Here is a 21812-nt window from a genome sequence, read left to right as displayed (position 1 = left end):
ACTAATGTTCAATGAGTAATGACTTAAGCCGATGGGTCTTGTAGCTTGACGCGCCAAGTACTTGGGCCAGTGTCATGAGCGTTTTCGCCTGTTGAATCAACCGCTACAGTTACGGGCATATCTTCAACTTCAAACTCATAAATTGCTTCCATACCTAATTCAGGGAATGCAACAACACGTGACTTCTTAATGGCTTTAGACACTAAATAAGCAGCGCCACCAACAGCCATTAAATAAACAGACTTATTATTTTTAATGACTTCAACTGTCGCAGGTCCACGTTCAGCTTTACCAATGGTGCCCAACAAGCCAGTTTCTTCAAGCATCATCTTAGTGAATTTATCCATACGAGTTGATGTTGTAGGGCCAGCAGGACCAACAACTTCATCGCCTACAGCGTCAACAGGGCCAACGTAATAGATAAATTTACCGTTGAAATCTACACCTGCAGGTAAACCTTGACCACTTGCTAAGAGTTCTTGAATTTTCTTATGTGCAGCGTCGCGACCAGTTAAGATTTTACCGCTAAGTAAAACAGTTTCTCCTGTTTTCCACTCAGAGATGTCTTCTTTAGATAAATTATCTACGTTGACTCGGCGCACGTTATCGCCTACTTCCCAAGTGATCTCAGGCCAATCTTCTAGCTTCGGCGGCAATAAATTTGCCGGACCGCTGCCATTGAGATGAAAATGTACGTGACGTGTTGCAGCACAGTTAGGGATCATTACAACAGGTTTTGATGCAGCGTGTGTCGGTGCTGACTTGATTTTAATATCAAGTACAGTATTAACACCACCAAGACCCTGCGCACCAATACCTAACTTATTAACTTCGTTGAATATTTCTAAACGTAGTTCTTCTTCACCTGATTGAGGACCATTCTCAATGATTTCATTAATATCGATACTTTCCATTAATGACTCTTTAGCCATCACTGCCGCTTTTTCAGCTGTACCGCCAATACCTATACCTAACATACCCGGTGGACACCAGCCTGCACCCATAGTTGGTACTGTTTTCAATACCCAATCGGTAATTGAATCAGACGGGTTTAACATGACCATTTTCGATTTGTTTTCACTACCGCCACCCTTTGCAGCGATCATAACTTCAACTTCATCGCCTGCAACCATATCGATATGAACAACCGCAGGTGTGTTATCTTTAGTGTTTTTACGTGATCCTGCTGGGTCAGCAACGATAGAAGCGCGTAGCGGGTTATCTGGATTGTTATAAGCTCGACGAACACCTTCATCTACCATTTCTTGAACTGTTAAGTCGGAATCCCAACGTACATTCATACCGATTTTAACGAAACAAGTAACAATGCCCGTATCTTGACATAGCGGACGGTGACCTTCTGCAGACATGCGTGAGTTAATTAAAATCTGTGCAATTGCATCTTTCGCAGCACTGCTTTGTTCGGTGTTATAGGCTTTTTCCATCGCATCAATAAAATCTTTAGGATGGTAATATGAAATGTATTGAAGTGAATCTTCAATACTTTCAATAAAATCTGCTTTTTTAATTACGGTCATCAATATCCCCTTTCGGAATCAAACTATTGCAAATACAACTTATATTTTATTATTGTGGTGCAGCGATCAAACTCGATGCATCCAAGTTGCGTTTGAGTATATAATACCTTGCTTAAATGTCACTAGCCAAGTGCTACCAACGTCCAACAAATTAATAGGTTAAAATGTCTTCACTCGTTCATTGCTCATCACTTTCCACCAGCTTAACTTGCCGAGAGTTATTTTCAACAGTGGCCATGCACCCATGGGCTATGTTGCTAGACTCCGGAGCTAGCGCCCATATCGACGCAAAGTACGACATTATGGTGTTTGACCCTTTATATACCTTACAAAGTGATGACGAGAAGACGCTAATCACAGACTGTAAAACAAATGAGCAAACCTATTCATATGACAACCCTTTTGATGTCCTTGAACAAATACTTGCTTTGGCAGAGTTAAGTGATGAAGGCCACCAGCTACCTTTCACTGGTGGAGCGCTAGGACATTTTAGTTACGACCTAGGCCGACATTGTGAGCGCATCGACCAAATCGCTGCCAAAGACATCGACCTCCCTGTCATGGCCGTAGGGATTTATCGTAGTGGCATTGTGTTTAACCGTGCAACTAATGAGGTATTACTAACAACTCGCGGTACAGCGGATCAACACCAACAGGCATTAACCCAGGTCAATACGTTGCTTGCCACGGCTAAGCAACATCAATCCCCTCAACAATTTCAACTAAGAGGTGCTTGGCGTAACCAGTTAACTCGAGAGCAATACGACAACAAATTTCAACAAGTCCAGCGCCATTTGCGTGCTGGTAACTGTTATCAAATCAATTTAACCCAACGCTTTGAAGCTAATTATCAAGGTGATGAATACCAAGCCTATTTAACACTAGCCGATCAAAACAATACGCCTTTTAGTGCGTTTATTCGACTTGAACAAGGTGCAATCTTAAGTGTTTCACCCGAACGTTTCATACAGTGTCACCAAGGCTTTGTAGAAACTAAACCAATTAAGGGAACACGCCCTCGTAGTCAAGATGTCGAGCATGATCTGTTATTAGCGCAAGAATTAAGAGATAGCGAGAAAGATCAAAGTGAAAACCTCATGATCGTTGACCTTTTAAGAAACGATCTTGGCCGTAGCGCAAAGCCAGGGAGTGTCCAAGTCCCAAAGTTGTTTGATATTGAAAGTTTTAAAAATGTTCATCATCTTGTTAGTACTGTCACTGCTGAACTAAGCAGCGATGTCACCACGGTAGGGTTACTCAAGAACGCTTTTCCTGGCGGTTCAATTACTGGAGCCCCGAAAATTAATGCAATGAATATCATTGATCAACTTGAACCCCATCGCCGTTCCATCTATTGTGGTTCAATTGGCTATATTAGTGCAGATAATCAAATGGACACCAATATAACCATCAGAACCTTGCTATGCTTAAATAAGACAGAGCAAGAGAAGGAAATTTTTTGTTGGGCCGGCGGCGGAATTGTAGCTGACTCACAAGTCGATGCTGAATACCAAGAATGTTTTGATAAAGTAGCCTCGATACTTCCACTCTTAGCGGGAGAGTAAATGTAACACTTGGGAGACACTGATGAATAGAGAGCAACTCATTACACTTTTTCAAATGAATAGTTTTAAAAAAGTGTTAGCTCAAATTCCCATGAGTGGGCACCTCACCCCTAGCGCCGTTCTTATTCCTTTAGTCGAACGTCATGGGCAGATCTATATGGTGCTGACCCAGCGAGCCAGTCACCTTAGGCACCACCCAAATCAAATTAGTTTCCCCGGTGGTAAATTCGATCTAACAGACAGCTCATTAATGGAAACAGCCCTACGAGAAAATTTTGAAGAGCTAGGTGTTGAGCATCACAAAGTAAGTATCTTTGGTCAATTACCCGCTTACCAGACCGTTACAGGTTTTACCATCAAGCCGTACATTGGGTTTATTGAACCAGATATTATCTTTACCCCCAACTTAGATGAAGTTGCTGAGGTCATAGAGCTGCCACTTGCGCAATTGTTTAATGATGAAAGCCATTTCAATATCGATATCTGCCGGCATGATGGCATCTACCCTGTCTATTTTAAGCCGACCGACGGCTGGCCCATCTGGGGCGCTACAGCAGCTATCATCGAGCAGTTTCGCTTAGCTATTCATTAATGGACGCCAAATAGTTAAGACTAAGGCGCCCACACTCGACACAGCCCCCAATAGTAATGCGGGAAACCAATAAGTATCCTGTTGTTGTATGCGTAGGTACCAATTGACCACAATCGATGCGAAGCTTACCCCAGCGCAAAACCATAATAAAAACATCAAACGCTCATAAACTCTCAGTAGCCAAGTTGTCCTAACGGCAATCTCATGATGAAGTGTAATAATCGTACTCATTTCTGGTCGTGCTTGGTGGAACACAACGAGTGCATAAAACAGTACCCCCCAACCAACAATTGTCAGACCAGCTAAAAGCAGGTGAATAAGATCAAGGCTCCGTTTACTCATGTTTAACCGTAGTTTTGATGACACTCTTTAATCATAATACTTTATTGAGACTTTAGCTGGTTATAGCTGGCTTTTATCTAGGTCCAATGAATGTGTCTCTTACAGTAACTTCACATAGCGACTCGCTGCTTCTTGTGCGCTTTTCCACTCAGTGCTTTGATAAATATCATTTAAGCGTTGCATACGCTCCACTTCATCCAAGCCAGTTACCTTTAATGCTGCCTCATACGGTAATATACCCTGCTCAATCTTTTTAAGATCATACCCTTTTTGTTTTAAGAGAAAGAGCGCACTCGCACCAGTACTATAAAAAGGCTAATGAGCCGCAAAAGCTGCATCGCTATTATAATAGTTTGTGTCATGGTAAGTGATGACGGTCAAGGAATCGACCCTAAGGATTATCAAACCGTTTTCATACCCTTTACTCGATTAGATAAAAGCCGTAGTCGAAAAACCGGCGGCTTAGGAGTTGGTTTAGCGATTACGAAAGGGGCCTGTAAAAAAATTAAGGCAGAAATCTCCATTAGCCAATCGCACCTTGGTGGAGCGCGCTTTGATTTGCGCATCCCCCTTTAGAGGCTGATACGTGATTATTAGTCTAGCCAACTCACGTAATAGTCTCTGTGGTATGTACCTCGTAGCGATTTCGTCCTTTACGTTTTGCCTCATACAGCGCTTCATCGGCAAAGTGCATCAACTTTTCATAAGAACTATCAGAACAAGCGACACCCACACTAACCGTTACACTCTTATCATAACAGGAGTGTTGATGTTCAATTGCCGAGGAAAAGACTTGCTCAACTATTGTTTTTGCAATGTTGATTGCACCATTAAGCTGGGTAAAAGGTAGAATAATTGCAATTTCTTCACCACCATACCGCGCGACAAAATCGGTTTTTCTTGGCAATGCTGTTTTAATTAATTGCGAGACTTGTAGTAAAACCTCATCGCCTTTGTCGTGCCCATAAGTGTCATTAAACTCCTTAAAATTATCTATATCTATCATCAAAATTGCTAAAAATGAGTTGGCACGACGAGCCACACTAATTTCCGTTTTAATCTTTTCTTCATAAGCACGACGATTTGGGATCTGTGTTAGTGCATCAATATAACTCAGTTTTTTAAGTTGTTTGTTTGCTGCATCAAGATTGGCAATTGCGACTTTTTTATCGGTGATATCGAGATGCGTTCCAATCATCCGCTTTGGCACACCTTCACTTTCCCATTCCACCACCCGGCCTGTATCATAAACCCAAATCCAATGGCCCTTTTTATGCTTCATTCGAGATTCGAATAAATAATACTCTGACTCACCTGACCAATGCGCCTTAAGCAGACGCTCTGACTCTTGCAAGTCATCAGGATGTGCGAATTTAAGCCACGTTTTAATACTGAGTTCACCTAACTCAGCTAACGTGTAGCCAATGATATTTGCCCAGCGTTCATTAAATATCGTCTCACCGGTTTGAACATTCCAATCCCAAATGCCGACACCGGTATTTTCAATAACAAGTTCTAATTCATGTTTATTCTTTTTAAGATCGGTTAATGCAGATTTCAGTGCCGCATTTTCTTGAAGGAGAGATTCGATGGTTTCTTGCATAAATCGACATCCTAGACATTCGTATTTAAATCAACAAACAATTAACGGTGTTAGAGCGCGTTAACAGGGTATAAGTCTAAACCTGTTAACGAGCATTTGTAAAATTAATGTAGCATCTTCACACATAAGAACCAACAGAAAGTAACTGTGGTGTTTTGATAGGCAAAAAACATGACCTGCTGGATAGGAGGCTCATAGCGTTATTATTTTTTTGTCCTTTTTCTTAGAGCAACTATCCAAACTGACAGCTCTAAAGCAGCCCCCAAAACGATAAAGAACACTACACCGTTTGAAAAACCATAACTATAAGAAATTAACGCAGCGAACAACAAACCTAGCAGTAGTAGCCACTTTAGTAACGTTTTCAAATCGTACCCCTCCTACGAATGCTTACATTAAATATATTTTCTTCTCGTGTTAAACACAACGGCTCAAGTGTAAAATAATATTTAAGTGGTTTATAACAAAAAAAATCGCAATCGCTAGAAAATAAGGAATAAAATCGTACATCAGTTTTGATTGATGTTGTGTACGTAACTTTGCTCTAAGTCGCTAACAGTGCCATTTAGTTAGCCAGTGTCTATCATTGTGCCCATCGGTTGATTTGTGTTGCCAACTCATGAGGTTTTTCAAGGGGCAACATGTGGCCACTACCAGCCGTGCTATAAAGTGATAGTCTCATATTAAGCCCCTCTAAATTACTTAGCCACTGTGAATTAACCACAGCGTCGTCTTCACTATAATAAAAATGTGTCGGAAATGGAAAGTCGCTAATAGCTACTCTGAGGTCTTCTCGTTCTAAGGTACATTGGTATTGACTAAAGAATTGTTCTTCACCACTTTCTTTATCCATCTCAATAATCAGATCAACAACTGAATCTGATAGAACACCACGGTCTAATAAGCCAGCAGCTTTTTTGCGGCTAATCCCTTTATATCCATGAATTTTAGCAAACTCAAGAACCTTACTACGTTGAGTATACTCAAGTGTTGGAAGCGCGGTCGGGCTATTAGATATCACAAATAATTTGGCAACGTTGTGTGGATATCGCATGGCGTAATAAGCAGCGATGTAACCACCCAGTGAAAAGCCAATCACATGAACAGGCTTATCACCAAATAAATTGTCGTAATATGCTGCAAGTTCATCAAAACTCTTTCCCTGAGGGATATTCAACAAAACAGGTTCAAAATCTTTTGCCAAATGTGGTAGCACTTCCGTCCACAGTTTATCGGTACACATTGTGCCGGGAATAAAGAATAACTTCTTGCGCATGAGCTTGCCTTGTCTGGTGTCGCCTAATTTGGTGTGTATCGCTTCAGGAACTCATTGACATTTTGACTAAAAATGTCAAACAACCCTACACTCAATCAACATGTTATGTAGACACTAAAGAATCGTTGACTCATCATATCGTTCTTATACCACCAAATCAGTTCTACTAAAGTCGTCATCCTTTCTTGTAATCACTTGAGGGATTTACCGTTGTTAAAGCCAATGGATTCATTGCCAGCCTGCCCCAGCTATCGTATCCAAGGCCCCTTATAAGAACATGGATAATCACTGGCACATAGAGCTCCCCCTTAGGTAGGTCTACCATGCAAGACACAATAATCCGTCAGACTGGAATGTAATTACTGACTATTTATTTCAAACTGACTACTTACTTCAAATAGGTGTAACCGTCCAAACAATCCTCATAAAAATCAATCAAATTGACACCTTCACGTGGTTTAATTTTACCTCGAGCGATTTGATCATCGATTTCTTTTTTGATTATTTGCGCCATAATTGCCGGGGTGTATTGCATGGTAGAAAGAACATTATCAACTGACGACCCCTTAATCACCTCTTCAATGTAGAAGTCCTTAGGATCATCGTCATAACTGACAATATGAACTTCGTTTAAACGACCAAATAGGTTGTGCATATCTCCCATAACATCTTGATAAGCTCCAGTTAGAAAGATACCGATGAAGTAATCATCAGCGGGGTTGAGTGTGTGCAACGGAATGTTGTTTGCAACTGTATCATTACCGATGAATTTATCTATTTTACCATCGCTATCGCAGGTGATATCGACCAAGCTACACAACTTAGTCGGTGCCTCGTTTAAGCGTGAAACCGGTACGATAGGCAAAACCTGATCAATTGCCCAAGAATCAGCAGCAGACTGGAAAACTGAGAAATTGGCTAAATATTGTGATGACAACAATTGAGAAATATCATTCAATGCTTCCGGAACAAAGTCAAGATGTTGCATTTGCTGCTCAATCTCATTAAGAATGCGCCAATACATTGTTTCCACTTTGGCAAGATCATCCAGACTCAATATACCCAGTTTGAAAGCCTGCATTGCTTGAGATTTTAATTGCACGGCGTCATTATAAATCTCTTGCTGATTGTCATTTCTGTCAGTTACCGCTAAGTTTTTTTCCAATTCACGAATATTGCTAACTATGATGTGTTCGCCCGTTGCTTTCCCCGTGAAATACTGTGTACCGCTTGGGTGTATTTCACCAATAACATTGGTTATCACGCACGAATGATGAGCCGTCATCGCTCGCCCACTTTCACTGACAATATGTGGATGAGGTACTGACTCAAGATCACAATTTTGTTTAAAGCCATAGACAATGTCAGAGACATACTCTGATAGATTGTAATTACAAGATGAATCGTTTGTTGATTGTGAGCCGTCATAGTCAATCGCTAGCCCGCCACCGACATCAATATATTCCAGTGGCACACCTAACTTGAACAACTTACTGTAAACCAGAGATGCTTCTTGAACGGCTTCTTTAATGGCACGAATATCTGTTAATTGACTGCCGATATGAAAATGCAATAACTTAACACAGTCGATTAAACCTTCGGATTCTAAATAGGTTACAGCATTGAGGATTTCAGCAATGCTTAAACCAAATTTTGCGCGTTCACCACTAGAATGTTCCCATTTACCACGTCCTTTAACCATCATTTTGACGCGTAAACCGATAATCGGCTTTATTTTGAGTTGCTTAGCAAGGTCGATTAACTTAATCAGCTCACTATACTTTTCAATAACCACGATCACTTTTCTATCAATTTTCAACCCTAACAAAGCCAAGCGTAAATACTCATCATCTTTGTAACCGTTCAAAATCGTTAATGAATTCTTATTGGTATTGTAGGCAAGTGCAGCAATTAGCTCCGGCTTAGAGCCCGCTTCCAGTCCATAATTATAACGACTTCCAGCACTGACTATTTCTTCAATGACTTCACGCATTTGGTTAACTTTCACAGGAAAGACACCAAAGTACTGCCCTTGGTAGTTTGCATCTTCAATGGTATTTCTAAATGTCTTATTGAGCAGTTCAACTTGTGAGCGCAGAATATCGTGAAAGCGAATGACAGCAGGAAACTGAATGCCCTTACTCTGCATTTCGTCAATCACTTCTTTTAAGTTAATCTTTAGGTTCGGCTGGTCATAACGTGGAATAACTTGAATATCGCCACTTTCGCCGATATCAAAATAGCCATTGCCCCAGCGTTTTACATGATAGGTATTTTCAGCGTCATCAATTGACCATGGTGTTAATACAGTTTTCAAGCGCATTTCTCTATTTAGTGTTTAAACAAATAATCAGTTCTCGGACAACTTTAGCAGCGAAAACATCACTATTGCCCGTAGCGTCAATCTCTGGCGAGAGTTCAACAACATCGCAGCCGACAAAGTTCTTGTTTTTTAAAATTTTGCAGAGGCTGACAAAAGAATGAAAGTCTTCACCACCGGGTTCTGGCGTCCCCGTTCCCGGAAAGAAACTCGGATCAAAATAATCAAGATCCAAGGTTAAATAGATAGGTCGACTGTCATCTAAATCGGCAACGCTTTGTAAAAATTCCTCACGCGAATTGATTAACGTGTTATTTGAACGCATCCATTGATACTCGTCTTTTGTGCCTGAGCGGATCCCGTACTGAATTAATTGATGCTGCCCTGAAAAATGATCAGAAACACGTTTAATAATCGAAGCGTGTGAGTAATGAAAGCCTAAATAACCATCTCTTAAATCAGCATGGGCATCTAAATGTAATAATACTAAGTCATCATAGGCTTTTAAGTACGTTACGATAGGGGCGTAGGAAATAGAATGCTCACCACCTAGTGTTAAGGTCTTTATGCAATGCTGACTAATCGACTCAGGACTAAATTGTGCAATGTAGTCATCGGTGGCAACTTGCCATTGCTGCTCAATGTTTTTGTGTTGATTGTCGCTCAGTTTAGCCTCAGTCGACAAATTACCTAGATCGTAAAAAACGATATCATCAATGTCATCATCAAGGTAAGGTGAATAAGACTCTATACCATCCGACACCCCGCGTAAGGCATTTGGCCCAGCTTTTGTTCCTTTTCTAAAGCAAGCCGTGCCATCAAACTCAAAACCGAGCAGGTGAACAGAATCAGGGTAAATTCCATCGGGTGTTTTTGCACACTCAAATCGTATATCAGGCTCGATAAAGTTGACCACCAAATCGCAGACTTTATTCTGTTTGTTTATCATTTCGTCGTTGTTATTCATCATAAAATACCATGTTAGTCATGGGAGTTTTTAGGTCGCATTATGCTTAAAATTGCCATAAAGTATAGTCTTTTTAGCAGTAAATAAACTAACTCATCATTTGATTATTTTTATCTTGAAATCTACACTTTTTTTTGTAAAATAGCGCGATTTTTTGTGTCTGGGTATCCTGCACAATGACGTTATAGTTAACTTGTAGTTTTAGTCAAACTCTATTTAGGAAAGCCAGTGTTTTTTGAAGGTTCTGAAAAAAAAGTTGAAATTCTCGTGCACAACGAAAAGTTGTCATTGCTTAACGATGTCAGTGACGCCTTTTGGGCGGAGCTCGTCATTCGGTGTAATGCAAAAATACTCTCAAGTATTCGCAATGCAGAGTGCAAGGCGTTTTTGTTATCAGAGTCGAGTTTATTTGTTTGGGATAACTACTTCCTTATATTGACCTGCGGTGAAACCAACCTTGTCAATTCAGTCGAGTACTTTATTGAACAACTAGGTGTAGATACAATTAAGCACTTAACTTATCAACGCAAAAATGAATACTATGCTCATGCACAACCTAGTTGCTTTGGCGATGATGTAAAGCGGTTAACCAAATACATTCCAGGTAAAGCCATGCGGTTCGGTGCGATGGACAGTCACCACAACTTTATTTTTCATCAAGATAACGACTTTAAAGCAGCCACCGATGATAAAACCTATGAAATATTTGCATATCAAATATGTCATGACGCTTCAAATCATCTAACTCGTCACGGATTAGCAGCCAACGATATCCGAGAGTTTTTAAAGCTTGAACAACTTATTCCTGATTTTCAGTTAGACGACTTTGTATTTCAACCTTATGGCTATTCGGTTAATGCCATTCGTGGCCGTCAATACCTCACTATTCATGTGACACCGCAAGCAGATAGTAGTTATATCAGCTTTGAGTCTAATGTGAATTTAATTGATTTATTGCCAATCATTCTCGACGTCCTAAAACCGTCATCATTTGATTTACTCTGCTATAACGAAACGCAATTTCAGACACTTACCGATAAAAGTGTCCCTCAAGACTATGTTAGTCAATCACTAGTACAACAAAAATTAACCAACGGTTTTTTAGTTAATTTTGCAAATTATATTTTACCAACACAACAATTTACTCAAGCCACAGTGTTTGAAGTCGACGGAGAAAACCATGAACTCTAATTTATGGATAGAAGAAAAATTTGAAGACTTTTTAGGTCTTAAATTTAAAGTAGAAAAAGTATTATTCTCTGGCAAGAGTGAATATCAAACTGTTGACATCGTTGAAACCAAAGGGCATGGCAAAATGCTGCTCAATGATGGGTTAGTGATGGTAACCGAGCGCGATGAATTTGCCTATCATGACATGATTTCTCACGTGCCATTATTTACCCACCCAGCACCAAAAAATGTATTAATTATTGGTGGCGGTGACGGAGGTACAGCCCGTGAAGTTCTACGCCATTGTAGTGTTGAGAAATGTACCATGGTCGAGATTGACAGTATGGTTGTTGATGCTTGCAAAGAATTTATTCCGCAAACGGCCAAAGATCTTGACCACGACAAATTAACATTGATCATTGGTGACGGCGTCGAGTTTGTAAAGAACACCACTGAAAAATTTGACGTCATTATTGTCGATAGCACTGACCCAATCGGCCCTGCTCAGCCGTTATTTGGTGAAGCATTCTATCGAGATGTGTACGACTGTTTAAGTGATGATGGTATTGTAGTCTCACAAGGGGAGTCTTCTTGGTATGCATTGGATATCCAACAGTCATTATTGACCGTTTTAAATGCTGTTTTTCCACAAACCTATCTCTATAGTTTTAGTAATTTAACCTATCCGGGCGGGCTGTGGAGCTTTACATTTGCTACAAAAAAACATCACCCCATCAACGATTTAGATGTTAACAGAGTAACAAATAGTGGCTTATCTTTTGACTACTATAACGCAAACTTGCACAGTGCAGCCTTTGCACTGCCTAATTTTGTAAGAAACGGTCTAGCGGGCTTAATTGATAACGACTGACCTGACCTTAGCCTAAAATTACCGAGGCGCTAATTTTTGACAGAGACTGTTGCAAGAATAGCCTACTATCCAGTTTAAAAATAAAAAAAGCCGCTCGTGACCAATATAGTCAGGAGCGGCTGTCCTTTTAAGCAAATGTTAAAGCGATAAGTTATCTAAAATATCATCTTCAACCAAGTTCGCTAAAGTCACTTTCAGCTTAGGCGTACGTTCCATTTCGCGTTTTATCGCAAAATTTGCTTCCTCATTTCGAGCCCAGCTACGACGAGCAATACCATTATTAACATCAAATAATAACATTGATTTTAAACGTCTTTCGGCAGCGTCTGTTCCGTCAAGCAACATACCAAAACCGCCATTAGTTACTTCACCCCAACCAACACCGCCGCCGTTATGAATAGATACCCAAGTTGCGCCGCGGAAACTATCACCAATCACGTTATGAATTGCCATATCCGCAGTGAAGCGACTGCCATCATAGATGTTTGACGTTTCGCGGAACGGTGAATCGGTACCACTCACATCATGATGGTCACGACCTAATACAACAGGGCCAATTTCACCGCTATTGATGGCATCGTTAAACGCTTTAGCAATTTCCATACGGCCTTGTGCATCGGCATAAAGAATACGTGCTTGTGACCCAACCACTAATTTGTTTTGCTTAGCGTCATTAATCCACGTGATGTTATCTTGCATTTGCTGCTGAATTTCTTCAGGTGACTCTTGCATGATCTTGTTCAGAACCTTGGCTGCAATCGCATCAGTCTTATCTAAATCTTCTGATTTACCAGAAGCACAGACCCAGCGGAATGGACCAAAGCCGTAATCAAAGCACATTGGACCTAAGATATCTTGAACATAAGATGGGTATTTAAAATCAATACCGTTCTCAGCCATAACATCACCACCAGCGCGAGAGGCTTCGAGTAAGAATGCGTTGCCGTAATCAAAGAAATACGTACCACGGGCAGTATGTTTATTTACTGCATCAGCATGACGTTTTAGTGTCGATTGTACTTTTTCTTTAAATAACTCAGGCTCTTCACGAATTAAACGGTTCGACTCTTCATAGCTGATATCAACTGGGTAATAACCGCCTGACCATGGGTTATGTAGTGACGTTTGGTCTGAGCCTAAATGAACAAAGATTTCTTGCTCATAAAATGCTTCCCACACATCAACCACGTTGCCGATGTAAGCGATTGAAACCACTTCTTCGTTAGCTTGAGCGCTTCGAACACGTGCAATCAACTCATCCATGTTATCAATGAGCTCATCGACCCAACCTTGTTGGTGACGCTTAGTGGCCGCGTTAGCATTGACCTCAGCACAAACAGTAATACAGTTGGCTATGTTACCCGCTTTTGGCTGTGCGCCACTCATACCACCTAAACCAGCGGTGAGGAAGATTTTACCTTTTGACGTCTGGCCTTTTTCAAGCACTTTACGGAATGCATTCATCACCGTGATAGTCGTGCCATGAACAATGCCTTGTGGCCCAATATACATGAATGAACCAGCCGTCATCTGACCGTATTGTGTCACACCCAACGCATTGAACTTCTCCCAGTCATCTGGTTTAGAGTAGTTCGGGATCATCATACCATTAGTAACAACAACACGCGGAGCGTCAACCGATGACGGGAACAATCCCATTGGATGCCCTGAATAGATATGTAATGTTTGGTCACTTTCCATTTCGCTTAAATACTTCATTGCTAACAAGTATTGCGCCCAGTTTTGGAATACCGCACCGTTACCACCATAAGTGATCAATTCTTCAGGGTGCTGTGCTACAGCAGGATCTAGGTTGTTATCAACCATCAGCATGATAGCCGCTGCTTGTTCACATTTTGCAGGGTAATCGCTGATAGAGCGCGCTAGCATGTGGTAGCTCGGCTTAAAGCGATACATATAAATTCGGCCGAAGTCTTTAAGCTCTTGTGCAAACTCTGTAGCCAACTCTTGATGCCATGCCTTTGGGAAATAACGTAATGCATTTCTAACCGCCAGTTGTTTTTCTTCAACCGTTAGAATGTCTTTACGCTTTGGCGCACGGTTGGCATTCTCTGGGTAAGGTCGTGCCGGTGGCAATTCACTAGGAATACCTTGTTTGATAATGTCTTGAAAATTCATTGTTGGTATCCCCTTAGTTTACTTTGAAGGCTTGTGTCTTAACTAATGTAATCAATGCATCGATGTCTGGCTTTAACAGTCTGTCTTCTTCAAGCTTAGCGACTTTTGCTCTAATTACGTCAAAGTTGTGCTCAATAATATCTGAGCATTTGTTAGGGCGTCTAAATTCAATCGCTTGCGCTGCATACATTAACTCGATTGCAAAAATCTTTTCTAAGTTACCCAAGATTTGATTTAGTTTACGGCTAGAGATACTACCCATTGATACGTGATCTTCTTGACCCATCGATGTTGGTACACTATCAGCTGATGGTGGGAAACACAGTGATTTATTCTCTGTCACTAATGCTGCTGTTGCATATTGTGGGATCATCATGCCAGAGTTCAAACCGCCTGATGTTGTCAATAAACGTGGTAAGCCGTGTAAACCTTCTAATAATAAGTAACAGCGACGGTCAGAGATATTACCTAATTCAGCCGCAGCGATTGATGCATAGTCAAGTACCATAGCCAGCGGTTGACCGTGGAAGCTACCACCTGAGATTGCTTCCTCACTGCTAATTACGATTGGGTTATCAGTCACTGAATTCATTTCAATTTCAGCAAGCTCATATAAATGAGCGTAAGCATTACGTGATGCACCGTGAACTTGTGGAATACAACGTAGTGAGTACGGATCTTGAACACGGTCACACTCTTCATGATCAGCCATGTTTTGAGAGTCTTTAAAGAAACGTCTCATGCGAGCAGCGACTTCAAGGTTGCCTGGAAACGGACGAGTTGCATGAAGCTCTTCTCTAAACGGAGACTCACTGCCCTGCATCCCTTCGATGCTCATTGCGCCTGTAATATCTGCTAAGTCTAATAAGTAACGCATCTTAGTTAACGCCGTAATCGCGTGCGACAAGATAAACTGCGTACCATTAATGAGTGCAAGACCTTCTTTAGCGTGTAGATCCATTGGCTCTAACCCATGCTCTTTTAACGCTTGGGCTGCTGGGATCATGCTATCACCGTGCCAGAACTCACCTTCGCCGAGTAATGGTAAGAATAAATGTGATAGCGGTGCTAAATCGCCTGACGCACCAACAGAGCCTTGCTCTGGGACAACTGGAATTAAGTCTAGCTCGATAAACGCTAGCATTCTTTCAACAGTTTCTAGACGAATACCTGAAAAACCCTGACTTAATGCGTGTACTTTAGTGATAAGCATTAATTTAGAAATGGCTTTAGCAATGGGCTCACCAACACCAACAGCATGAGTGATTAGTAAGTTTTTTTGTAATAAATTGGTTTCTTCAGGGGTGATTTGTGTGTCACATAACGGACCAAAGCCAGTATTGATTCCATAAACAGGCTCATCTGATGCCGCCATCTTTTCAACACGTTGACGACTGGTATTAATTTTATCAATCGCTTCTTGGCTCAGTACTGCTTTGATGTCGCCGTTAGCAATCGCGTTCACTAGATCTAAATCTAAGCGATCGATACCATAATTAAATGTCATATAAATACTCCTAAATATTTCTATATTCTTATATTTTTTAAGAAAACTACTAAACAGTTTGTTAATTATAACTTGCTGCTGTTGTTTTACAGATGCATAATAATCGTAATTCATTCCGATTATATCGAACTAACAGACGGTGAAATAATGCAAATCCATGACGTTGATTTACGTTTACTCAGAATATTTGTTGCCATTGTAGAATGCGGCGGTTTATCAGCCGCTGAATCACGTTTGAACATTGGTCGCTCAACCATCAGCTCACACTTATCTGATCTAGAGGTGCGCTTAGGTATCAAGCTATGTAAACGGGGTCGTAGTGGTTTTGAGTTAACCGAGCCGGGGCGAGTGACTTATCAAGCATCGTTAGAGCTTTTGCAACAATGTGACGCCTTCATGACGACGGTCGCCAGTGCCAAAAGTGAGTTATCTGGCCGGGTCACTATCGCGACCATTGATACATTAGTGAGCGATCCTCGTTGTGGAGTTGCCCGTGTCATTTCGGCGCTCAAAGCTCGTGGGGATAATATTCAATTTGATATTAATGTATGTGAAGCTCGGGAAGTGGAAACGTCGGTGGTCAATGGCCGCTCTCTTGTCGGGTTTGGTGTGAGTCGCCACCATCTACGCGGGCTAGATTATTTACCACTACACAACGAAACGAACTATTTGTACTGCGCCCAAGGTCACCCACTATTTGAGTGTGAACCAAAGGAAGTGGTATCGCTACTAGAAGAATCCGAAGTGATCACCAGTAACTATATGCGAGATAAAGAAGTGCGAAACGATGGCTTAAACTATCAAAATAGCGCCACCGCATACCATGATGAAGGCATCGCTCAACTGATTCTATCTGGTGCGTTTATCGGCTACTTACCTGAGCATTACGCGAGTCATTGGGTTGAAAAAGGGTTATTTAAGTCGATTCTTCCGAAAAAATATTCTTACGAAATCCCCGTGACACTCATTACATCCAAGAATGCCGTCACTTCACCATTGGCTCAAGCGTTGATTGAAGAAATTAAACGCTGTCATTTGAGTCCCCCACCCCACCCCAGTGGGCAATAGTGACTGGTTTATCAAGGTTCTGCTCAATCGGTTATTGCTTTACAGAACCGCTAGATTGATTTTGTATTGAATATAAATAACATGTAAGAAAGTGCTAAGGAAAGGGTTTAGCCACGCGCTGCTCCCCTTTTCTGCCCCCAATAGACGATGAATTCTATTTCTAAGCTTCCCAATCCATATAAGGTGTGAAATAGACGAAATCACATGCATTACTTTAGAAAAAAGTAATAACTGCTGAGAGCCACTGGCGAGGATAAAATAAGCCAGACTGATAAATGAGAGCAAATGAATAACGACCGCGGCGACGACAAACCACGTGGCTATTGGATTTTTAATATGCGGGTTCGTTTGCAACGTCAGTGTATATAATCGATAGATGACATACAGTCCGCACGTCAGTACACATAGTGCAATGGTGTGACTCGTGGGCTTTGTTCCAAATATCGGTAGAGTTCTTTGCATGGTTAGTCCTGATTCGTTCTCCTGTTATTGTAATGTGGTCAAACTCAGACTTCTCAAGCATGCTAGCCACATAAACAACTATTTTTTAACGACTTCTCTCAGGAGCAGTTAACATAGCGCCATAAGCCCCTGCTCATTGGATATGCCTTTCGTATTTTAAAAAGACAACTTCATGAACGTTAAGCCCTTGATACTTATCCCACAGCAACAGCGAAAATCACGATCATAAGGGGTCATGACTCTCCAATATAAGCACTGAGTAGGATAGTGTTACAGCGTTTTATTCGGTTATTCTGGTGCTGATTTCTCCATTCGCATCAGCCTTAGCCACTGTTGACAATTGCAACGGAGTTTTCCAAAGCCAAGGCACAACCCCAATACAGAAACCAAGAAATAACGTTTGAGTTTGAAGCGCAATACTGGACTCGAGTGCTTCAAGGGAATAAAGCACAAATGAGTTAATCGCCACATTTGTGGCCATCAACACTAATACAGCCACTAAACCTATTTTGCGATATTTAAGTAATAGCAAAACCACACAATAATCTAGAACACCGAGTAAAGACCAATAGATATTTATCCAAGTAGGAACAAATTGATATGGAAATAAACCGTAATAGATATTATCGAACACATGCGTCGAGCCAGCGACTATTAAACACAGACATAATAGCCTTAATACAATTTTTTCCATGTATGTTTTTCTTGATTTGCAGCATGGCAACGCCCATTTTTTAGCGAGAACCGTAACCCCTTTATTAAGGTGACTTGGCGAAGCTTATCAACAATAAACATTGTTATTTCCAACTAAAAGTAACGTCAGTAAGCCGAGTTTGTGGCTGATACTTAAGTCGCGAAACAGGAGCAAAACAACGTATTGTTTCACCCTCGTAAATTGATGTGCCCCAAGAGTCAATTAGCAGCTAAATTCTAACTCAGCCCTTATTAGTTGATTCTTATGATTGACAGTGGAACTGGTCATGATGGTTTTTAAGTTTGTGCTACTCTTTTCACTTTGACAAAACTCACTAGCCTCTTGGTTCAATGATGCTTGCAGTGAAGTTTTGGTTTTTAACGCTTCGTTAGCGACTTTAGTTATTCTGTAAGTGTCATCGCCTAAGGGGACTACGGTTATTCTGTAAGTGTCATCGCCTAAGGGGACTACGGTCGATGAGCATGCCGTAATAAACAGTAATGATGCGATTGTGAAAGACTTCCTTTTCATAGTAATGATTCCTTTTTAATAAAAATTTTCTATCTAGCCAGCTATTCCTACAGTATTTGAATTGGTATTAACGTTAGCGTTGATATTTACGCTAGGTTGTCATGCCCACTTCACTGACTAATAGGGTTGTTCTAAATCGACGTGACGAGTGTTGTTGGTTCATGATAAAAGCTGCCGAACAACAATATTTAAACACTTTATTAACAATACCTTACCTACCTGTGATTATCAAGTAAAGGCCATTAGTCATTAATGCTAAACACCGACTCCGGTAATCCACCGTACCATTGAGTATTTATCTTCAAACCACTCATTGAGCAACATCAACTAGACAGCGCAGTGACAGCCGCACCACACCTCTACTTGTTTGTTGCGGTAACTTAATTATTCACCACTTTTATTTTATACCAAAAATAATAACACCCCAGACAAGTACCAACGGGAAATGACAACAACAGCAACACAGAAACAACTGGCAGAACGGTGTGTGCTAATCGCTGTTTGCGTGCCAATAAAATACCGCCGATAAGACACATCGCCATAATCGCAGTGAATACTGAGCTAAGTACAATAGGTATATTTGATTGTTGGTCAGGCATAGCTAGCCAAACTTCTTCAAAAAGAGTCAAGATCTGTGGGAGCACAAATACGCTCAATAGTAGCCCTAAGCTTCCTAATCCCATAAACAGCCATTTTAATCTGAAGTGATGCTTATCCATAAGTTCCCCTAACGTCCTGATCTCTGGTTTACAATAATTGGTAAAATTTAGTACGAAAAAGCTTAAGCCAAGCTTTCAAGTCCTTCGTTGATTTGTTTGTTATATGACATGACGAGATACGCCTTGTTCTTATTATTGTGTTAAACGAGGGCTTAAAGCATTGAGCTCGTTTTGTATATCAGCCCTGTGATATTTATCACGAGTTACATTTAATAGCTTATTTAATGCTGCGTGATATGCAGTTTCAAAGGCATTGTCTGTTGAGGTTTCAATATCTGGAGTGACGCCAACCCACTCCCAATTACTCTTTGTTATTGGATTGATTGCCTTTCCATAAGGAATACCTGCGACAAAACCATCACCAAAATCAATAAAGCGCACCGGATGTGCGCCGCCCAAGGTTGTTTCGCCTACAATGATTGCCCGTTTAAGGCTTTGTAGATCATAAGCAAACGCTTCGGCAGCAGTGAAAAACTGGACAGGCTTAGACTTTTTCGGGCTTAAACTTTTAAGCTTTTTCTAATTAAGCAAATTATGCCCTCATATTGAAGCCTGTCCTTTTATTTTCTTCCTTGCTGAGACAACAATAACAGAGCCGCAATCTGTGTTGGTCGGAAATGATATTAACGAGTAACCGACAAGGGGATGCGACAATTTTGTTTATTGATTTTAGTTTGACGACAAGATGTCGCCAAATAAGTAACTCATGCTGATTAACTCAGTTATGGCTTATAGGTATTAGTTGGTTTTATGCCGCTTTTTTAGTTATACCTTGTTAAATTTTTCTCCGAAAAGCGATAATTCTTTAACTTCACCATCTTTTATTTTATATGTTAAAACTTTTCCTCCCTCATTCATTGCAGAGAACTCGACCCTCATTGTATCCAATTTAGTAAAAGCTGTTGCTATTGTGCTAATTTCACCTAATCTCACTTCAAAATTCCCTGACTTAAGCAGTTTAATATTTAATTGCCCCCAAAGAGGATGATGAAATACGCCAACATATTTTTGTTTATCCAGACTCAGTTGCATAACTCTAGAGGATGCTTTTTTTGCACTTACATCATTCCATTTTTTAATGTTTGTTTTCACTTCAGAAGCTCTTACTCGCATCGATAAAATATGCTTTTCTGCCTTTTTATTGGCGTCACCATCATCAAGTAAAATACTATAAGCGATATCACTTATGGCATTGGTTAAATATTGACTAATTTGACTTTCATTATTCAATACGACTAAACCAATATTATGCTCTGGAATAAAAGAGCTGTGGGTATGAGTGCCAGCAACACCACCAAAATGATGAAGCATTTTTCTTCCTTTGTATGGGCCTATTTGCCAACCCCATGCATAACCAGTACGTTTAAAATCAAGATAACTTGCATCGTGTGAGACTAATTGTTGGTGAGACTTTTTAATGACTGAAGCAGGGAACACTTGTTTGCCATTGACTTTTCCCTGATTGAGCTGCGCGATTAAAAATAGTCCAAGATCAGATGCAGTTGCAATAGTTCCACCGGCAGCATGCATAGTTATATCGCTTTTTTCAAACGGTAAAATTGCTGTAGGATCTTCACCTGTTAATCCATAAGGACGAGCTACCTCAATACGTTTTTTAGCGGCATCACTCATGTAGGAGCTAGTATGATTCATGCCAAGTGGTTGATAAATTGTCTCTGATAATATCTTTTGCCAGTCTTGCGAGTAAAAGTTATCAACCCATACACTAACAATATTAAAACCAAGATTGGTATATTCAAATTGCCCCAAAGGGTTTCTTTCATTTTTAACCGAAGCACTTAAAAGAGTTTGACGTTGTTGAAGGTTATGATTGCCCGTAAAAGCTAACGCATTGACAAGCGCATCATTCTCTATGCCTGCTGAACACGACATTAAGTGTTTTAATTGAACTTTATCTGCATCAATATTCAACAAGTCTTGCTTTGGGAACATTTCAGCCATTGTAGTGCTGTCTTTAATATCTCCATTGTGTTCCATCAGTAAAGCCGACAAAGCGAACATAGGTTTTGTAATTGAGGCAATATAGAATGCTGTTTCAGCAGTTACTTTCTTGTTTTCTTTGATGTTAGCGTAACCAAAATACCCTTCATAAACAATTTCACCGTCTTTAACAACAGCAATAGCGGTGCCAGAAGGCAAGCCTATTTCCTTTTTCGCTGCGTTTACATAGTTATCAATGGCAGAGAAATCATCCATAGCATAAGAGTTACTTGCCCAAATAGACAACGACACTAGAAGGGGAAAAACTTTCATTACTTAAGTCCTTTTAAAATGATTTTGCTATTTATGCGTTGATGAAAAAAGAGAAAGAGGACAGGCTTAAATATTAAAGCTTCACTTTGCCCTTCTGTATTCTGGTCAAGTCCAACCGGACACTTCATTCTGTAATTTCTCATAGTTAATTGGTGTTTTATCACCAAGTGTTGT

General features: G+C 40.5%; 18 protein-coding genes and 1 pseudogene. 6 read left to right on the top strand and 13 right to left on the bottom strand.

Going from position 1 to position 21812, the window contains the following annotated elements; genetic code table 11:
* Positions 1-23: 23 nt before the first annotated feature.
* On the bottom strand, positions 24-1538 hold the full coding sequence (locus tag Q8W26_RS10250) for a fumarate hydratase (RefSeq protein ID WP_101215373.1): 1515 nt from the start codon (positions 1536-1538) through the stop codon (positions 24-26).
* A 164-nt stretch (positions 1539-1702) separates the two neighbouring features.
* On the opposite strand from Q8W26_RS10250, the gene pabB reads away from it, so the two are divergent.
* Positions 1703-3103, top strand: a complete 1401-nt coding sequence (gene pabB, locus Q8W26_RS10245; protein ID WP_101215372.1) for an aminodeoxychorismate synthase component I — start codon at positions 1703-1705, stop codon at positions 3101-3103.
* Positions 3104-3125: 22 nt separating this feature from the next.
* Complete coding sequence (locus tag Q8W26_RS10240) at positions 3126-3695, top strand: CoA pyrophosphatase (protein ID WP_101215371.1); 570 nt, start codon at positions 3126-3128, stop codon at positions 3693-3695.
* Here Q8W26_RS10240 and Q8W26_RS10235 read toward each other — a convergent pair.
* Positions 3681-4037, bottom strand: coding sequence for a hypothetical protein (locus Q8W26_RS10235; RefSeq protein ID WP_101215370.1), 357 nt, complete (start codon positions 4035-4037; stop codon positions 3681-3683). The genes Q8W26_RS10240 and Q8W26_RS10235 overlap by 15 nt on opposite strands.
* 360 nt (positions 4038-4397) lie before the next feature.
* Between Q8W26_RS10235 and Q8W26_RS10230 the strand changes: the two genes are divergently transcribed.
* Positions 4398-4613, top strand: a complete 216-nt coding sequence (locus Q8W26_RS10230; RefSeq protein WP_305473278.1) for an ATP-binding protein — start codon at positions 4398-4400, stop codon at positions 4611-4613.
* Between the two features lie 31 nt (positions 4614-4644).
* On the opposite strand, the gene Q8W26_RS10225 is transcribed toward Q8W26_RS10230, so the two are convergent.
* The 4 genes from Q8W26_RS10225 to speB all read right to left on the bottom strand — a co-directional run bounded on the left by Q8W26_RS10225 (position 4645) and on the right by speB (position 10206).
* Positions 4645-5640: a sensor domain-containing diguanylate cyclase gene (locus Q8W26_RS10225; protein WP_305473276.1), complete on the bottom strand. Its 996-nt coding sequence runs from the start codon at positions 5638-5640 to the stop codon at positions 4645-4647.
* Between the two features lie 583 nt (positions 5641-6223).
* The gene (locus tag Q8W26_RS10220; protein ID WP_101215368.1) at positions 6224-6916 is read right to left on the bottom strand and encodes an alpha/beta fold hydrolase; all 693 of its coding nucleotides are present in this window, start codon (positions 6914-6916) and stop codon (positions 6224-6226) included.
* Between the two features lie 388 nt (positions 6917-7304).
* Positions 7305-9233 carry a biosynthetic arginine decarboxylase gene (gene speA / locus Q8W26_RS10215; RefSeq protein ID WP_305473274.1) on the bottom strand — a complete coding sequence of 643 codons (1929 nt, stop codon included), beginning with the start codon at positions 9231-9233 and terminating at the stop codon, positions 7305-7307.
* 10 nt (positions 9234-9243) lie between these two features.
* Positions 9244-10206, bottom strand: coding sequence for an agmatinase (gene speB, locus Q8W26_RS10210; protein ID WP_305473272.1), 963 nt, complete (start codon positions 10204-10206; stop codon positions 9244-9246).
* A 225-nt stretch (positions 10207-10431) separates the two neighbouring features.
* Here speB and Q8W26_RS10205 point away from each other — a divergent pair, with 225 nt between their 5' ends.
* Positions 10432-11394, top strand: coding sequence for an adenosylmethionine decarboxylase (locus Q8W26_RS10205; protein WP_101215366.1), 963 nt, complete (start codon positions 10432-10434; stop codon positions 11392-11394).
* On the top strand, positions 11384-12244 hold the full coding sequence (gene speE / locus Q8W26_RS10200) for a polyamine aminopropyltransferase (protein WP_101215365.1): 861 nt from the start codon (positions 11384-11386) through the stop codon (positions 12242-12244). Before Q8W26_RS10205 ends, speE begins: the two co-directional genes overlap by 11 nt.
* 138 nt (positions 12245-12382) lie before the next feature.
* Here the strand turns inward: speE and Q8W26_RS10195 are convergent, their stop codons facing one another.
* Entirely contained in the window at positions 12383-14383 is a 2001-nt protein-coding gene (locus Q8W26_RS10195) for a urocanate hydratase (RefSeq protein ID WP_101215364.1), read from the bottom strand.
* 13 nt (positions 14384-14396) lie between these two features.
* Positions 14397-15890 (bottom strand): histidine ammonia-lyase, encoded by a 1494-nt coding sequence (gene hutH / locus Q8W26_RS10190; protein WP_101215363.1) that lies wholly within the window; start codon positions 15888-15890, stop codon positions 14397-14399.
* A 147-nt stretch (positions 15891-16037) separates the two neighbouring features.
* Between hutH and Q8W26_RS10185 the strand changes: the two genes are divergently transcribed.
* Positions 16038-16958 carry a LysR family transcriptional regulator gene (locus tag Q8W26_RS10185; RefSeq protein WP_101215362.1) on the top strand — a complete coding sequence of 307 codons (921 nt, stop codon included), beginning with the start codon at positions 16038-16040 and terminating at the stop codon, positions 16956-16958.
* 742 nt (positions 16959-17700) lie between these two features.
* Here Q8W26_RS10185 and Q8W26_RS10180 read toward each other — a convergent pair.
* From Q8W26_RS10180 to Q8W26_RS10160, 5 genes and pseudogenes are all read right to left on the bottom strand, one after another.
* Positions 17701-18114 carry a hypothetical protein gene (locus Q8W26_RS10180; RefSeq protein WP_305473270.1) on the bottom strand — a complete coding sequence of 138 codons (414 nt, stop codon included), beginning with the start codon at positions 18112-18114 and terminating at the stop codon, positions 17701-17703.
* Between the two features lie 222 nt (positions 18115-18336).
* A complete protein-coding gene (locus tag Q8W26_RS10175) occupies positions 18337-18645 on the bottom strand; it encodes a hypothetical protein (RefSeq protein WP_101215360.1) in 309 nt (102 codons plus the stop codon).
* A gap of 380 nt (positions 18646-19025) precedes the next feature.
* On the bottom strand, positions 19026-19364 hold the full coding sequence (locus Q8W26_RS10170) for a hypothetical protein (RefSeq protein ID WP_101215359.1): 339 nt from the start codon (positions 19362-19364) through the stop codon (positions 19026-19028).
* 132 nt (positions 19365-19496) lie between these two features.
* Positions 19497-19820: pseudogene (locus Q8W26_RS10165) on the bottom strand (S41 family peptidase); the annotation flags it as partial.
* Between the two features lie 309 nt (positions 19821-20129).
* Positions 20130-21638 (bottom strand): serine hydrolase, encoded by a 1509-nt coding sequence (locus Q8W26_RS10160; protein ID WP_101215357.1) that lies wholly within the window; start codon positions 21636-21638, stop codon positions 20130-20132.
* Positions 21639-21812: the final 174 nt, after the last annotated feature.

The sequence above is a fragment of the Psychrobium sp. 1_MG-2023 genome (assembly GCF_030689115.1).
GTDB lineage: Bacteria > Pseudomonadota > Gammaproteobacteria > Enterobacterales > Psychrobiaceae > Psychrobium.
This window is presented reverse-complemented; position numbering and strand designations above follow the sequence as displayed.

Bases quoted from the DNA above. Each gene is read 5' to 3' on its own strand.
- Q8W26_RS10250 (WP_101215373.1), bottom strand. From the start codon at position 1,538: ATGACCGTAATTAAAAAAGCAGATTTTATTGAAAGTATTGAAGATTCA.
- pabB (WP_101215372.1), top strand. From the start codon at position 1,703: ATGTCTTCACTCGTTCATTGCTCATCACTTTCCACCAGCTTAACTTGC.
- Q8W26_RS10240 (WP_101215371.1), top strand. From the start codon at position 3,126: ATGAATAGAGAGCAACTCATTACACTTTTTCAAATGAATAGTTTTAAA.
- Q8W26_RS10235 (WP_101215370.1), bottom strand. From the start codon at position 4,037: ATGAGTAAACGGAGCCTTGATCTTATTCACCTGCTTTTAGCTGGTCTG.
- Q8W26_RS10230 (WP_305473278.1), top strand. From the start codon at position 4,398: ATGGTAAGTGATGACGGTCAAGGAATCGACCCTAAGGATTATCAAACC.
- Q8W26_RS10225 (WP_305473276.1), bottom strand. From the start codon at position 5,640: ATGCAAGAAACCATCGAATCTCTCCTTCAAGAAAATGCGGCACTGAAA.
- Q8W26_RS10220 (WP_101215368.1), bottom strand. From the start codon at position 6,916: ATGCGCAAGAAGTTATTCTTTATTCCCGGCACAATGTGTACCGATAAA.
- speB (WP_305473272.1), bottom strand. From the start codon at position 10,206: ATGATGAATAACAACGACGAAATGATAAACAAACAGAATAAAGTCTGC.
- speE (WP_101215365.1), top strand. From the start codon at position 11,384: ATGAACTCTAATTTATGGATAGAAGAAAAATTTGAAGACTTTTTAGGT.
- Q8W26_RS10195 (WP_101215364.1), bottom strand. From the start codon at position 14,383: ATGAATTTTCAAGACATTATCAAACAAGGTATTCCTAGTGAATTGCCA.
- hutH (WP_101215363.1), bottom strand. From the start codon at position 15,890: ATGACATTTAATTATGGTATCGATCGCTTAGATTTAGATCTAGTGAAC.
- Q8W26_RS10185 (WP_101215362.1), top strand. From the start codon at position 16,038: ATGCAAATCCATGACGTTGATTTACGTTTACTCAGAATATTTGTTGCC.
- Q8W26_RS10180 (WP_305473270.1), bottom strand. From the start codon at position 18,114: ATGGAAAAAATTGTATTAAGGCTATTATGTCTGTGTTTAATAGTCGCT.
- Q8W26_RS10175 (WP_101215360.1), bottom strand. From the start codon at position 18,645: ATGAAAAGGAAGTCTTTCACAATCGCATCATTACTGTTTATTACGGCA.
- Q8W26_RS10170 (WP_101215359.1), bottom strand. From the start codon at position 19,364: ATGGATAAGCATCACTTCAGATTAAAATGGCTGTTTATGGGATTAGGA.
- Q8W26_RS10160 (WP_101215357.1), bottom strand. From the start codon at position 21,638: ATGAAAGTTTTTCCCCTTCTAGTGTCGTTGTCTATTTGGGCAAGTAAC.